The sequence below is a fragment of the Alicyclobacillus sp. SO9 genome, assembly GCF_016406125.1.
Classification (GTDB): Bacteria; Bacillota; Bacilli; order Alicyclobacillales; family Alicyclobacillaceae; genus SO9.
In genome coordinates, this window is sequence record NZ_CP066339.1 from 3,549,442 (window position 1) to 3,564,254 (window position 14,813).

At 48.4% G+C, this 14,813-nt stretch carries 17 protein-coding genes; 7 read left to right on the plus strand and 10 right to left on the minus strand.

All coding sequences use genetic code 11. The annotated features are described in order from the left end of the window. Positions 1-80: 80 nt before the first annotated feature. Positions 81-1,310, minus strand: a complete 1,230-nt coding sequence (locus GI364_RS16640) for a G1 family glutamic endopeptidase (RefSeq protein WP_198850360.1) — start codon at positions 1,308-1,310, stop codon at positions 81-83. A gap of 120 nt (positions 1,311-1,430) precedes the next feature. Next, a complete protein-coding gene (locus GI364_RS16645) occupies positions 1,431-2,255 on the minus strand; it encodes a COG4705 family protein (protein WP_233095835.1) in 825 nt (274 codons plus the stop codon). Between the two features lie 284 nt (positions 2,256-2,539). Between GI364_RS16645 and GI364_RS16650 the strand changes: the two genes are divergently transcribed. The 3 genes from GI364_RS16650 (at position 2,540) to GI364_RS16660 (ending at position 4,043) form a co-directional block, all read left to right on the plus strand. Continuing rightward, positions 2,540-3,004 (plus strand): Chromate resistance protein ChrB, encoded by a 465-nt coding sequence (locus tag GI364_RS16650; RefSeq protein WP_198850361.1) that lies wholly within the window; start codon positions 2,540-2,542, stop codon positions 3,002-3,004. 69 nt (positions 3,005-3,073) lie between these two features. Continuing rightward, entirely contained in the window at positions 3,074-3,835 is a 762-nt protein-coding gene (locus tag GI364_RS16655; protein ID WP_198850362.1) for a COG4280 domain-containing protein, read from the plus strand. A gap of 4 nt (positions 3,836-3,839) precedes the next feature. After that, positions 3,840-4,043 (plus strand): hypothetical protein, encoded by a 204-nt coding sequence (locus tag GI364_RS16660; RefSeq protein ID WP_198850363.1) that lies wholly within the window; start codon positions 3,840-3,842, stop codon positions 4,041-4,043. A gap of 93 nt (positions 4,044-4,136) precedes the next feature. On the opposite strand, the gene GI364_RS16665 is transcribed toward GI364_RS16660, so the two are convergent. From GI364_RS16665 to GI364_RS24935, 7 genes are all read right to left on the minus strand, one after another. Next, positions 4,137-4,397: an HPr family phosphocarrier protein gene (locus GI364_RS16665; protein WP_198850364.1), complete on the minus strand. Its 261-nt coding sequence runs from the start codon at positions 4,395-4,397 to the stop codon at positions 4,137-4,139. A 166-nt stretch (positions 4,398-4,563) separates the two neighbouring features. Then, complete coding sequence (locus tag GI364_RS16670; protein WP_198850365.1) at positions 4,564-5,124, minus strand: glycerol-3-phosphate responsive antiterminator; 561 nt, start codon at positions 5,122-5,124, stop codon at positions 4,564-4,566. 154 nt (positions 5,125-5,278) lie between these two features. Beyond that, on the minus strand, positions 5,279-5,755 hold the full coding sequence (locus GI364_RS16675; protein ID WP_198850366.1) for a helical membrane plugin domain-containing protein: 477 nt from the start codon (positions 5,753-5,755) through the stop codon (positions 5,279-5,281). 103 nt (positions 5,756-5,858) lie between these two features. After that, positions 5,859-7,529 carry a glycerol-3-phosphate dehydrogenase/oxidase gene (locus GI364_RS16680; protein WP_198850367.1) on the minus strand — a complete coding sequence of 557 codons (1,671 nt, stop codon included), beginning with the start codon at positions 7,527-7,529 and terminating at the stop codon, positions 5,859-5,861. Positions 7,530-7,694: 165 nt separating this feature from the next. Next, the gene (glpK, locus tag GI364_RS16685; protein ID WP_198850368.1) at positions 7,695-9,185 is read right to left on the minus strand and encodes a glycerol kinase GlpK; all 1,491 of its coding nucleotides are present in this window, start codon (positions 9,183-9,185) and stop codon (positions 7,695-7,697) included. A 67-nt stretch (positions 9,186-9,252) separates the two neighbouring features. Next, positions 9,253-9,870, minus strand: a complete 618-nt coding sequence (locus GI364_RS16690; protein ID WP_233096183.1) for an MIP/aquaporin family protein — start codon at positions 9,868-9,870, stop codon at positions 9,253-9,255. Then, the gene (locus GI364_RS24935) at positions 9,779-10,081 is read right to left on the minus strand and encodes an MIP/aquaporin family protein (protein ID WP_233096217.1); all 303 of its coding nucleotides are present in this window, start codon (positions 10,079-10,081) and stop codon (positions 9,779-9,781) included. The genes GI364_RS16690 and GI364_RS24935 overlap by 92 nt, the downstream gene beginning before the upstream one ends. A gap of 618 nt (positions 10,082-10,699) precedes the next feature. Between GI364_RS24935 and dhaK the strand changes: the two genes are divergently transcribed. Genes dhaK through dhaM form a run of 3 tightly spaced genes read left to right on the plus strand, consistent with a single transcriptional unit; the run spans position 10,700 to position 12,730 of the window. Beyond that, a complete protein-coding gene (dhaK, locus tag GI364_RS16695; RefSeq protein ID WP_198850370.1) occupies positions 10,700-11,680 on the plus strand; it encodes a dihydroxyacetone kinase subunit DhaK in 981 nt (326 codons plus the stop codon). Positions 11,681-11,696: 16 nt separating this feature from the next. Further along, a complete protein-coding gene (gene dhaL / locus GI364_RS16700; RefSeq protein ID WP_198850371.1) occupies positions 11,697-12,353 on the plus strand; it encodes a dihydroxyacetone kinase subunit DhaL in 657 nt (218 codons plus the stop codon). Continuing rightward, complete coding sequence (dhaM, locus tag GI364_RS16705; protein ID WP_198850372.1) at positions 12,332-12,730, plus strand: dihydroxyacetone kinase phosphoryl donor subunit DhaM; 399 nt, start codon at positions 12,332-12,334, stop codon at positions 12,728-12,730. The genes dhaL and dhaM overlap by 22 nt, the downstream gene beginning before the upstream one ends. A gap of 119 nt (positions 12,731-12,849) precedes the next feature. Here dhaM and GI364_RS16710 read toward each other — a convergent pair whose 3' ends face one another. After that, a complete protein-coding gene (locus GI364_RS16710) occupies positions 12,850-13,200 on the minus strand; it encodes a hypothetical protein (RefSeq protein ID WP_198850373.1) in 351 nt (116 codons plus the stop codon). A 362-nt stretch (positions 13,201-13,562) separates the two neighbouring features. On the opposite strand from GI364_RS16710, the gene GI364_RS16715 reads away from it, so the two are divergent. After that, on the plus strand, positions 13,563-14,393 hold the full coding sequence (locus GI364_RS16715) for a mechanosensitive ion channel family protein (RefSeq protein WP_198850374.1): 831 nt from the start codon (positions 13,563-13,565) through the stop codon (positions 14,391-14,393). The last annotated feature ends 420 nt before the right edge of the window (positions 14,394-14,813 follow it).

A 14,813-nucleotide genomic window follows, 5' to 3' on the forward strand; every position in this document is an offset into this window, starting at 1 on the left:
ATGGCATTTTCAACAAAACAAAACAGCACGCGGAGTTAACCGTGCGCTGTTCTCGAGAGATTACGTAGTGGTACCCTTAACTAACGTCCCCAGACATAAGCTGAATTGGCATTCGTGCTTCGTTGCGTATATAAAGAAACAGCGGCCGAATCTCCATCTCCTCCACGGCGATTGGCGAACTGCCCGTAAGAACGGTGCGTTCTCGGGTAGAAACTGCCGCTTCCCCTGGTGCGCCAAGAATGGCCGTACCCTGGCGCAAAGCTCCGTCCCGTTGCTGCCGTGTCGTACCCGCCAATGTTGCCCTGTGTCGCGACAGTCTGCGTGGAAAAGGACTGCCCGTTGTGCCCTAGTTTCGATGGTGCTATCAAAACAGTCCCATATGAAGAAACCAGTGCCATCGGTTTCATAGAGTTTCCTTTCAGAGCAGGAGCTTGGTGGTTCACAGTAGCTCCAGTGAACTGAACCTTTGCAGTACTTGCCAGTGGATAGAGATTGCCATTGGCGTTCGATGGGTCTTCACTGATCCACTCCGCAGATGTACCGATGCCTTGGGCATAACTGGCCGTAAGCGTTGTCCTTATAGTTCGTGTCACTGTTTGACCCGATGGCGTTGCGGCAGAAAATTCGAGATTCCATTGTAACCCTGCTGCTTTCGCTATGGTTACATGAACAGTAGACCCAACTGGAATCGTCATGACACTCTGTGCAGTATTCGGAAGCTTCTCCCAAAATACATCTACTTGTTCACTTCCATTTGCGCCTTGTTCCACCGTTCCCATTTGAAGCAAGTTGTTAGATGACACACCGCCAAGTCCAACCCATTGTGCCGCGGCACCGGATTGTCCGCTTGCCACCCTGGGTACCGTCCAACTTCCAGATACCGAAGTGTAGCCGTTACCAGAGACCGGTTTTGCCACGTATCCTGCCCAATTGCTCGATGGCTGCGTGTTGGCCGGCATCCCTGCTGTTGCTGTGCCGCCTACAGATTGAGTCGAAACCGTAACGGCAGGTTGAGTCGGAGGACTCGACGGCTGCCACGAAGGTGAAGCAGAGCTCGGTACAGTTGGAGTCCCCACTTCTGACTCGCTCTCTGCAGGAGCATTTGATGTCCATCGAGAAACAGACTGCGGTGCTGCGGTAGACTGCTGCTCAGTGATAGTGAATCCGGCAGTCGTATCTCCCCCGATATAACGCTGCGTTGAAGGGAAGCTTTGATAACTTCGAAAGTCCTTGTGATATAAGGCATATCCGGCAACTGACAGCCCCAGCACGGCAGAAAGCGCAACCGCACCTGTGAGCTTTGTCTTCATGGAGCATCCCTCCTCATTGGTCCCCACATACCAAACTGATTCAATAGGGTTAGTATAGACAGCAAGTATTGAGGACTTTTGAGGAAGATGTGTAATTATTGTGATGATCCAGAACCTACGTTAAAAGAGCGTAAACTGGCTTTCGCTTATTCGTGTTTCCGGTTCTCTCTGGACGTCTTTTCGGCTGACGGCAAGATAGGCGACAAAAAAGATGATGAATACTGTGAGAATTGTAGCGACAATCCCATCACCATAGCCTAAACCGCTGCTTCCCTTGGGTTTTCCAAACCAGTCAGCAAAGGACGCACCCAGTGGACGAGTAATGACATAGGCAAACCAGAAGGAAAAGATTTCATTCCTGTTGAAGATAAAGTACCCGGCAGCGGGGACGAGAAACAACACTGCGAATACCATAGCCGAGGCAAAGTACCCTAAATGAAATGTTGTCGCCGTCATGTCCCCGGCAGCGGTCCCCATGGCAAATGTGGCCAAAACTGCAAGCCAGTAAAACACCTCACGCCGAGGCGTAAAGATACTGTGGATAGATAGTGTCCTCTCAACTCTATACCATGTGCTAAACACCGCGGCCAGAAAAATCGCGAACACGGGAGTAGACACATAGTAAGGTACACCCAACACAATATGTGTCACATCGGCCACCATCGTTCCGAAAATCGCCACCATGACGACCAAAAACCAATAGACCCACGCGATATATTTGCGAACGGAAAACTGTAACACCAGCGCAACGACGAAACCAAGGGCACCAAGGCCTACTGCAAGGTATGGATTTATGTGATAAACCAAATAGTCAGATGTAGATTCACCCATTGCCGTTGTCAGTAACTTCACTATCCAAAAATACACTGTAATTCGCGGTACTTTCGACAGACCGCGGTTCACTAAATCCTTGTTGTTTGCTGCCTGCTCATTCATCGGTTCCATGTTCCCCCCAAGATTGTAGCGACCCTCGATGCCCTTGCCGATTCCAAAACGCATTCAGAAGATAGATTGGGCCCGAACAGTTGGTCCCTGCTAATGGTAGTTCAAAGTGAGTCACGTTTGCAACGTCAGCAGTCTGCCGTATGCCCGTGCTGTTTGAATCTAGGTTAAACTCGATGCGTGTGCCGAAGTACCTCTCACCATAAAATGAAACACATGTTGCATTTTCTAACTTCAAATGATAGCTTGGTACTAGGTGAATTCTCACCGAATACCGAGGTGATTGCTTGAGCAACAAGACGATATGGGTTCTGTTCTCGTACCGGGTGCCCCACGAAACGTCCACGCTGCGTGTGAGGACCTGGCGCATCCTGCGAAGAATTGGTGCACTGGCTCTGCAACAATCATTCTACGTTGTTCCCAGCACGCCTGAAACGACCCGAAAATTGCACCAACTCCGCGCTCTCATCGAAGCAGGGCAAGGTCAGGTAATATGGCTCGACGTGGAGCAATTCGCAGAACAAAGCACCGAGCAATTGACGGCACTATTTAATGAGGCGCGTCAGGCCGAATACGAAGACTTTATCGAGTCGTGCCGAAATTTTTCAAAGAGTTCTATGTCAGCTGAAACCAGGGAGTCGGAACTAAAGCGTCTTCAGAAGTGGTTTCGAAAACTGCAAGCCAGGGACTACTTTGAATGTTCCAACCAGGAACGCGCAGCGAAATGGCTTGAAAAGCTATGCAGCACCTGAAGGCAGTAGACAGGATACGAAACCCGCAGGGCAGGCATTGAGCATGATATTTGAAGGAGAGGTGCCGGTATGTTTCATTCTTACGCCTCACTGGCAAGTTTCCTTGGGGCAAGTGTAGAGTTTATTGAGGCCCTGACCATCGTCTTGGCTGTCGGCACAATCAGAGGTTGGAAAAGTGCCTTGTCAGGGGCACTGACGGCGGTCGTCATCCTCGGCGCCCTGGTTGCTATTGTGGGTACGCCATTGGTTTTGGTTGTTCAGATTCCGTGGGTTTCTCTTCTCATCGGTCTCTTTATACTGCTATTTGGGATCCGCTGGTTACGTAAGTCGATTTTACGTTACTCTGGGCTAAAAGCGTTGCATAACGAAGCTCAGAGCTATGAAAGAGAAGTTGAGCGCCAGAAGCAGGCTGTCCCGTCCACTTCAGGCATCGACAAGTTTGCCTTTGTGACCGCGTTTAGCGGTACTTTTCTGGAAGGGCTTGAGGCCGTATTTATTGTGATTACCATCGGGCTTAGTACGAACAACATGAAATATGCTGTCTGGGGTGCCGCGAGTGCTCTCATCCTGGTTGCCCTCGTCGGACTCCTGCTTCGCAGTCCGCTGACGAGAATCCCTGAAAACACCATGAAGTTCGTAGTTGGTATTATGCTCACAAGTTTTGGAGCATTTTGGGTCGGAGAGGGTTTGAAAGTAAAGTGGCCGCAACAAGACTTGTCCATCTTGTATATTGCCGCTACGTTGTTCATTCTCTCTTCAATCTTGATAACTAGATGCCGCACAAAATTAAGCACGACAGTTACTGGCCAGCAGGGCTCAATCGAGGGGTGATTGGATGAAGAAGGTCATCAGTACATTATGGGGACTTGTTGTTGACGATGCCAGGCTCGCATGGACATTGGTGGTTGCTCTCCTTATAGCTGCCGTCATGGCATACATTCTTCATTTAGCATTTATTGCAGCGGTTGTTATATGGCTCGGGCTCATCTTGTCTCTTGTGTTGTCAGTCGAACACCAATTAAAACTGCGCATGAAGTGACAGAATCTGAACTTGCGGCAACAGAAAGCAGGTGACCCGCAGGTCACCTGCCGCTCTTACGCCCTATCAAAGCTGTATCTTCCACACCCAAACTTACCCCTCGAGCGCAGAGAGTACCTTGGTCAGGTTATCAACAGCTTGCGTCTCGTCTGAACCGTCCGCCGTAATGGTGATTTCATCCCCTTGGCGCACCGAAAGCGACATTACACCGAGAATGCTTTTTGCATCGACCTGTTTGTCAGCCTTTTTAATATAAATTTGACTCGAATAATTCCCTGCTTCCCTGACAAACTCAGCCGCCGGACGTGCATGCAATCCTGTCGGATTAGAAATACGAACTGTCTTCTCAGTCATCTGTTCATACTCCCTTATCTACCGTTTTACTGCTGCTCTCAGCATGGACTTGCTTGCGCGAAGACCCATGAGCGCTGCTGCAGACACCGTCTTGCTCAATGCCTCTATGTGAAAGTATACTGCAAAACACGTCGAATTGCGTGGAAAACAGAGAATTGTGCAGGGATTAATCTGGTCTAAATTTCCGCCAGATATCCTTTGATGACGTGGTTATGGCTGCTGCTCCGTGAGACAACAACGTATTGACGTCCTCCGTTGTACGTATAAAACCACCTGCCAACACGGGCCGATTTGCCGCAACGGCCACCTCTTGTACCAGTCTCGGCATCATCCCGGGCAATACTTCAATGTAGTCCGGTTCAGAAGACTTCATCACTCTGTAACTGGTTTCTAATGAATGGGAATCAATCAGGAAAATTCTGTGAATACTCATGATGTCGTGTTTTTTAGCCGTCGCAATAACCTTAGAATGCGTAGAAATCAGACCTGCGGGTTTGATTACCTGACACAGGAACTGTGCTGCAGATTCATCATGTTGCAGACCTTGCACGAGATCGGCGTGCAATACAAGTTTTTTACCAAAATCGCGTGCTTGTCTCCGGAGATAGACCAGTTGAGCAATGTGCACGTCCAGAAATATAATATACTTAAACGACATGTCCAGCAGCATCTCAAAATCCTTGATGCTTCTTGCTGCAGGTATGACTGACTGGTCTTCAATTTTCAAAATCTTATACCCTCCTTTTTTGAGAGGTGAAAGAACATGGAAGACAGCACTTACGGAGGCTCTCGACCAATCGTTAACTCACTTCACAGTCTAGAGCTTGTTCCCAACCTATGCAGCAAATCGCAGGTTCATACTGTTGTTATTGTGGCAGGCCTCACGGTGTGTCACTAGCAAGGCTCTGACCAAGGGATTTTAGGCCGTTGAATAGACTGGACAGTGCCAAACGAATATCGGGATCCTTGAGAACTTTGAGCAAATCCAACATTCCGTGAATCTGAATAGAAGAATTTTCATCGCCCATACCTTTCATCAGCGCATTCATATGCTTTACTACACGGGGCAACTGCGTAATATCCAACTCCCCTGCAGTCTCTTTAATAACGGGCCCCAATGCTAACAACTTAAACGCCTGGGGAGTCGTCGCCTTTTCAATTCCCTCGTCCACGAGGTCTTCAAAATCATTGACAAAGTATCCGATAGTACTTAAAAATCCATTTTTATCAAGTTCTTCCACAATGTTGAGCAGTCTCTCTAGGGACTTTTCTTTACCTGCCGCGACTTCGAGAAGCCGTTCCAACGGATCTGCGCCCGAGTGGTTGTCAGTCTGCACTTCATCATAACTGTGAGTCATTACAAATTCCTCCTCTTCCAGTCTTAGCTAACACAACATTCTTACTCTCAAAACTAATGCAACACGCTCTAGTCGATTGGCCGTGATGGTCTCAAAAGCAAAGTCATTCGTCGTCGGATACGACCTCTGTTGCCACACTGATGTCATAGTTTAAATCTGCTGCATGCTTCTGTGTCTCATTCTCGGACCAATTCAACACTTTTGCCATGTAGTTAATGACTGGAACTTTCCATTTCTGAACCCAATCGATGTGAAAGAACATCGCGCCGGTTCTGCGGATAAAGAAGTCGGAAGGAGTCATCACCATTTCGTTGTCCAAGCCATACACAAGCGCCCCATAAACTTCCAACGACAATCCAGACGCTTGCGCTTCTAACTGGTTCGCCTTCAAAATATCATACACGGTAATGACGTTCGTACCATACCTGTTGACAAGCCTTTCAGCTTCCTCCCGAGACAGGCCCAGGGAGACGCCTTCTTCGATTTGCTTCTCGAGAAATCCCCGCATGTTATGAGAACCACCAAATTTGCCGCCAGACAGCTCAATCTTGTCCGTAAAGCAGTCCGCAAACTCCCTGCCGGTTTCGTTTCTCAGCTCATCTGAGACAAGAGAAACCACCTTGTCTGCCATCTTGCGGTATCCAGTCAGCTTTCCTCCTGCAATTGTAATGAGTCCGCTGTTTGATACGAAAACTTCATCTTTGCGGGATATCTCCGAAGGCGCCTTACCGTCTTCGTGAATCAAAGGTCTGACGCCCGCCCAAAATGACTCTATGTCTTCAGACGTAAGTTGTACTGACGGGAACATGCTGTTGACACAGTCGACCAAGTAGTCCCTGTCCTGCTTTGTGACTCGCAGTAACTTGGGATCGCCTTGATAATTCGTGTCTGTTGTCCCGACGTACACTTTTCCTTCCCTTGGAATTGCGAAAACCATTCTTCCGTCAGGCACATCAAAGTACACAGGGTTTTGCAGAGGAAAACGGGATTGGTCAACGACCACATGTACACCCTTGGTCAAGTGCAGCGATTTACCTTGTTTTGATTTATCCATGGTCCGCAGGTCATCAACCCAAGGACCTGCTGCATTAATGACTTTGCTTGCCTTAATCACGTAAGATGTACCGGTCACGACATCGGACACCTCTACTCCGATTACTTTCCCGTGCTCATACACCAACTGAGTGACACGTGTATAATTTAAAGCCAACGCTCCACGATGGACCGCTTCCTTCATAATTTCCAGTGTAAGACGTGCATCATCCGTTCTGTATTCCACATATTTGCCCGCGCCTTTCAGGTCCTCTGCGCGCAGTAAAGGTTCTATGGCCCTTGCTTCCTGCTTCGACAGCATGGTACGGCGCTCTGTTTCTCTCACTTTGGCGAGACGGTCGTACATGTAAAGACCAATAGAACTCATAAACATACCAAATGTCCCTTTTTTTACGATAGGTAAAATCATCCACAAGGGTGTCGTTACATGCGGGGCATTTTCGTAAACAATCGCGCGCTCCTGCCCTACTTCAGCAACTAACTCCACTTCAAATTGCTTGAGGTATCGGAGGCCGCCGTGAACAAGCTTCGTTGACCTGCTCGACGTCCCCGCTGCAAAATCCTGCATCTCTACCAACCCGGATTTCATACCGCGACTCTGTGCATCGAGCAAAATGCCTGCTCCGGTGACACCTCCGCCGACAACCAGAACATCCAAGTCAGCAGACTGCATTTCAGAAATGACATTATTTCTCTCTAAATAGGTGAATTTCTGTCCCATATTCATCGCTCTCCTAACATAAAAACCACAAAACGGCCCCTTCCAGGCCATCTTGTGGTTTCTCCTATACTCAACACACGACAGTTTTAACTTTTCAAGAAAGACATACTGCTATACATCTCAAACCAGGGTGTACAACACACACAAATTTGTGCTATCTATATTTTACTTGAAAACGCGCGTCGCTTCTACAGCTTTTTGCCAACCCGAGTATAACTTATTGCGAACTTCTTCGTCCATCTTACTCTCGAATGTCACATCGATTGACCAATTATTCGAAATTTCGTCTCTGCTCTTCCAAAAGTCCACAGCCAGACCCGCTAAGTAAGCGGCACCTAGTGCTGTTGTTTCAAGCACCTGAGGCCTCTCAACAGGTACACCGAGCACATCGGATTGGAATTGCATCATAAAGTTATTCGCTGCCGCTCCCCCGTCGACTCTCAATTTCTTCAGCGGCAACGCGGAGTCAGCCTCCATCGCACCCAAGACGTCCTTCGTCTGATAAGCCAATGACTCAAGAGTTGCGCGTACAAAGTGTTCCTTTTCCGTGCCGCGGGTTAATCCAAAAATGGCTCCGCGAGCTTCACTGTCCCAATACGGCGTTCCAAGCCCCACAAATGCCGGAACCATATAGACACCGTCTGTAGACTCCACTTTTTCAGCATAGCTTTCACTTTCACTTGCGCTTTTTAACATTCGAAGTCCGTCTCGTAACCACTGTATTGCCGATCCCGCTACAAAAATCGACCCCTCAAGAGCGTACTCAACTTTTCCGTCTATTCCCCACGCTATCGTCGTGAGCAGTCCATTTTCAGACCGTACCGCTTCTTCGCCTGTGTTCATCAGCATAAAGCAGCCCGTGCCATAGGTGTTCTTTGCCAGTCCTGGCTCAAAGCATGCTTGACCGAAGAGAGAGGCCTGCTGGTCGCCTGCAATGCCGGCAATCGGTATTTCCGCACCCAAGAACACCGCAGCGTCCGTAGTTCCGTACACTTCAGAGGAGGAACGAACTTCAGGCAACATCGATTTGGGTACCGTGAGGTGCTTGAGCAACTCATCGTCCCACTTCAAGTCATAAATGTTGTACATCAGTGTGCGTGATGCGTTCGTGTAATCTGTAATATGAACTTTGCCGCCCGTCATTTTCCAGACAAGCCACGTGTCAATGGTGCCGAACAGCAATTCACCCTTCTCCGCTTTTTCCCGCGCACCATCTACGTTGTCCAAAATCCACTTCACTTTTGTACCGGAAAAGTATGCGTCAATTAACAGTCCGGTCTTCATTCGAAACGTATCATTGAGCCCCTGATTTCTCAGTTCATCGCAAATCCCGGCCGTTTGCCGTGATTGCCAAACAATAGCATTGTAAATCGGCTGCCCAGTTTTCTTATCCCACACGACTGCTGTTTCCCGCTGGTTTGTTATACCAATCGCAGCAATGTCTTCGACGGACACTTGTTGGGTTGCCAAAACCTCAGAGACGACCCCCTGCACAGATCCCCATATTTCCATTGCGTCATGCTCTACCCAGCCAGCTTGTGGGAAAATTTGCCGGAATTCACGCTGAGCAACACCTTTTATGGAACCGTCTTTGCCAAAGAGAATGGCTCTTGAACTCGTGGTACCTTGGTCAACTGCAAGCACATAATTTGCCATTGGTACATCTCCTCCTCAGTTCCTTCAACATAGCGGCTAACATTGTCTTACCCAAAACACGCAGAGACTAGGACTTTTGCAACTGGTCTAAGGTTTTTCCAATAAAGAACTTATAGATAAACGGAGCAATTCCTCCGCCGACTAGCGGACCTATGATAGGAACCCACCAGTATCCTCCGGGGCCAGGAAACGCATTGCTGCCCCATCCTGCCAGCCAAGTAAAGAGTCGAGGACCGAAATCCCTCGCCGGGTTAATCGCGTATCCTGCATCGACCCCAAAGGACATACCGATTGCAGCAACAGCCATACCAACCATGAATGGAGCCATGTTGGACTTTACTCCGGTATTTCTCGAATCTCCTATTGCCAGGACAAATAAAACCAGGAAGAACGTGCCGATGACCTGATCAAGAAAAGGTCCAAACATATTTCCGTGAAAGTACTGAGCAGGGAATGTGGCGAAAATACTAAATGTTGTCAGTCCACCGGAAGCCCCGCGGCTTGCCACATGATGTGCCGCATTCCATGCATTAATGGCTTTGTAGTAGTCTACGTAAACAATCGCAGCCCCGAGAAATGCTCCAACAACCTGGCTAATCCAGTAAGGCACAACTTTTTTCCAAGGAAGGTCTCCTTTGATTGCCATAGCGAATGTCACCGCAGGGTTGATATGTGCGCCTGTCACGCCCCCAGCTACATAGATGGCCAGCGTAACAGCCAATGCCCAACCCCAGGGTAATTAATAACCAACCCCCGGCTCCCTGAAAAATAACCTGTGTTCTTCCGGACTCCGTCAGACCTGCGACCGCAACAGCCACAACGCCGTCGCCAAAAGCCATTAGGGCAAAAGTACCAATGAACTCTGCAAGCAACTCTCCCCATAACGTCTTTCTCACATCAAAACACTCCTCTCGCTCTATTCCAGCTACATTCCTATTTAATTCCATATTTCTACTTGATGGCGGTTTAACTACTGCATCGCGAATTACACCTTGGCTGCACCAACCCCTTTTCCAAACTGCGTCATTGCTCCAATGTCTTTCCCGCGTCTTGATTCAAGTTAACTCCGGATGAATGAGTACACTAGGAATCAAAAAAGACCACTTACCTTGACGGGAAAAAGTCAAGGCATACTAGTGGTCTTCTCAAAATCTCTATTAGTTATTAACTTGTAAACAGACTTTTGACGATACGCGTTCGACGCAGGAAAGCGTATTCAACAGCTTGTGTGGATTATACGAAACACTAATTCATATTGTCAAGAGTGAGACAATATGCGTAGCAAAGAACAAACACACTCTCTAAGTCTCTCCTTTGCATCACATCTTGATTTATCAGAGAAGTACGTGTACTGTAAAAGTATGATTGGCTCACCTCACAAGTTGATATCCGGTAGAGATTAAGAGAACCGCAGGTTTCCCTTTTCAACAGGGACTGCGGTTTTATGGTTTCTGACAGGAAAACCCTTTCATGAGGGAGCATGAGCCGCAGAACAGAATCCGGAGGTGGAGGAAATGAAAAAGGTCATTGATGACGCAGCCAACTATGTCAATCAAATGATTGACGGGTTGGTCAATGCAGAGCCCAGCCTTAAGAGACTGCCCGGAACTCAAGTCGTCGTGCGCGCTGCAAGTGAAGAAAAAGTAGCTTTGGTCAGCGGCGGTGGAAGCGGGCATGAACCGGCCCATGCAGGTTTTGTGGGATACGGAATGTTGGACGCGGCCGTTTCTGGCGAAGTGTTTACCTCTCCTACACCAAATCAAGTGCTGGATGCCATCAAGGCAGTCGACACAGGCAAAGGCGTACTTCTTGTTATCAAGAACTATACGGGAGACGTCATGAACTTTGAGATGGCAGCTGAACTGGCCTCAGCAGAGGGCATTGAAGTGGAGCAAGTGATTGTCAATGACGACGTTGCAGTCGAAGACAGCACATTCACGGTTGGTCGGCGCGGCATTGCTGGTACGGTTTTTGTCCATAAAATTGCAGGGGCCGCGGCAGAGGCAGGCCGCAACCTCCAGCAAGTGAAATCTATCGCACAACGTGTGATTGACAATGTTCATAGCATGGGCGTAGCTCTATCCCCCTGTACTGTACCCTCAAGCGGCCAACCAAGCTTTGAACTTGGGGAAGATGAAATTGAAATTGGCATCGGTATCCATGGGGAGCCTGGAGTCAAGCGAATGGAATGGGTCAGTGCTGCAAAAATCGTAGAAATGCTCATTGCAAAAATCTTTGCAAACACCCCTGCCAAACCCGGGGACAATGTTGCAGTACTGATAAACGGACTGGGCGCGACTCCCTTAAGCGAACTGTATATAGCAAACGTCTCCGTTCAAAAAATGCTGCAAGAGAAAGGGTTAGTCGTTCACAGAACCCTCATTGGGGAATACATGACTTCGCTAGAGATGGCTGGATTCTCAATATCAGTTCTAAAACTTGATGATGAAATGAGCGACTTTCTTGATGCCGTAACCACAGCTCCCGCGTGGTGAATGGAGGGGATTCTACTTGACCGAATTTGATGTTAGCGCCTTTTCTCAATTCATCGACACCTACTCGCAGAAGCTCAGTGAATTTGCAGACATTTTGAACGACCTCGACAACCGGATTGGGGACGGCGATCACGGTTCCAATATGTCACGCGGATTCAAGGCCGCCGCGCATAAACTTCAGGAATCACCAGCACTCGACCCGGCGTCTGCCTCACAAACCGTTGCCATGAGCTTGTTAAGCACAGTTGGCGGAGCGTCCGGACCCCTCTATGGTACGGTTTTCATGAAGCTAGCAGCGGCGTGGAAAGGCTGTGCTGTCATTGACCCAACCTTAATGGGGAACGGGTTTCAAGCTGCACTGGACGGGCTGGCTGCAAGAGGAAAAGCTTCTCTCGGTGATAAAACGATGGTGGACGTGTGGACGCCCGCGGTAGCAGAGATGTTAAAAGATAATGGCGCCATTGATTACGAGAGGACTTGCCTCGTCGCAAAAGAATCAGCGCTTGCTACCAAAGGGATAATCGCGAAAAGAGGGCGGGCATCCTACTTGGGAGAACGCAGTATCGGTACCTGCGATCCAGGCAGTATCTCAAGTGCCATGTTGTTCGAAGCCCTCGCAAGTATATTGATAGAAGGAATGGATCCTATCCTATGGCGAACCTTAGCATTATAATCGTATCCCACAGCGCTGACTTGGGGACCGGACTTGTAGCACTGTTGCAACAAATGACTCATGATGAAGTCCATATTGCAAGCGCCTCTGGTCTCCAAGACCGACTCGGCACCGACGCTACTCTTATTTACGATGCCCTGCTCCAGTGCCCCGATGAAGGAGACATCCTCCTGCTGTTCGATTTGGGCAGCGCTCTCCTGAGTTGCGAAATGGCCATTGAGATGCTGCCGGCAGAGTTCCAGGACCGGGTCTCCATTGTCGACGCTCCACTTGTCGAAGGAGCCGTAGCAACTGCCGTTGCAGCCAGTATGGGTGAAGACAAGGATACAGCTTTGAGGCAGGCTCAAGAAGCCCGCGACATGAGAAAGATACCTTAAACGAAGAGAGAGCCCTGGTACCGAATAACTTCGGTTCCAGGGCTCAACTCGACGGCATCTATGAACTCTTTAGAACATAGCGCGACTTCTCTCAAGTCAGTCACTATGAATGTCTATTGTCACTGCAGAATCACATTGGGCCCGTCAAATTGGAATCCATGGTGCTTCAACTCATCATACTGTTGACTTCGAAGCGCTGCAGGTTCTGTTTCTAAGAAACCGTCATGACCAACGACACGCCACCAATCATGTACGTCTTCACGCAATTCCATTAAACACTCAGCAATTTCGCGAGGATTACAGCCATTATTCAGGTACATTTCGTAGGCTTGATAGCCGTTGTTCAGATACGTCGCCACTTCATCGTAGGTACAGAGTTCCGCACGACCTCTTTCCACATTCCGTTTGCAGACAACCCGAATTGCCTGATTAAACAGGGTAACTCTAGAAGACACTGCAGCCGTTGTCATACGCGTATCTTCCCCCTTAAAGGTATAGTCCCAGCCGGTTCAATACGTTCAGTTGGGTGTCCGTTTCTCGCAGACACGTTGATTTTAGCACCTGACACCGAAAATAAAATGACCGTTCGAGACTATCTGTGTACCTCCTCGTACGCATGAGAGACGGACCACTCCGAGTGTCTTCATGGAAAGGAGGTCCTGCCGTCTTAACCGGTAGTTGTGTACCGTTCCTCACGGATTTTCTATTGAAGGATTTTTATTTGATGAAGAGAAGTGTAAAAGTGTACATGAGAAAGGCGTACAGGCGAGCGCGACTGTCACGGCCTATCTGTGTCATGTGAAATCTTGTTGGGAGAGGAGAAGGCTGTAGTATGATGATTAACTGGGCACAAATATCTGGACACTTCGCACTCTCAATCGGTGCGGCCATTGTAATTTTAGTCATCGCTTTAATTGTGAACGCCATTGTAAAGAGAATCATTGCCGGCGCGGTTAAACACAGTCACAAACTAAACCAAGCGAGCTCGCAAAGAATTCGCACGATACAGACAATCCTGACAAGTATCGTTTCATATGTAATTTTATTCATTGCCGTGACAGCAATTCTTCGGAAGTTTGGAGTTCCTACTTCCGCAATTTTAACGAGTGCAGGGGTAGCTGGCCTTGCGATTGGGTTTGGTGCGCAAGGTCTCGTCAGCGATGTTGTCACAGGCTTCTTTATTCTCCTAGAAGGACAAGTGGACATTGAGGAATATGTGACGGTTGCGGGATACTCTGGAATTGTAGAAGAATTTACCCTTCGCCTCATGAAGATCCGCGGTTTCAACGGAGACCTGCACTATGTACCGAATCGGCAAGTCAGTTCTCTGACAAACCATTCTCGCGGAAACATGCAGGCCCTTGTTGACCTGAGCATATCGTACGAATCCAATATTGATGACGCAATTAACGTGTTGCAACGAAAGTGCGATGAGATTGCGGCAGCCACACCAGACATTATTGAAGGTCCTAACGTAGTCGGTGTGCAAAATCTAGGATCATCAGACATAACGCTGCGCATTATAGCCAAGACAGTCAACCTGCAGCAATGGGCAGTAGAAAGAATCCTGCGCAAAGCCCTAAAGGAAGCACTAGACGAAGCCGCAATTGAAATCCCGTATCCTCATACAACTATCATCCAAAAGCAGTCTTCAGGTAGATAGGCAGACCGATTTGGAGTTGCAATGCATCCGACGAGGTCGAGTGTTTGTTCAACGCTTTCGGTGGAACATCTGTCTCCATACCGAGCCGTCATTCGCAGAAGACCGACTATGGTTATGATGCCATTCGGACTTTAAGTGTTCAATTTTTTGAGTAATTTCGTTCGGGCTCAAATCTTCAGTTGGCTGATACACCAGTGAGAACTTTGGTTTTCTCGCATGACAGTACGGACACGAGGAGGTCAATTCATAAGTGGCTGTATCTCCGCCACACGATTCACAAAAATAGTAACAAATCATAGACTAGCACCCCAACAATCTTGGTTTTATGTTGCACACAAAGGAACACAACTATCGAACAGTACTAAGGAACACGACTATCGAATACTACTATCGAATACTACTATCGAATACCATTGAAGA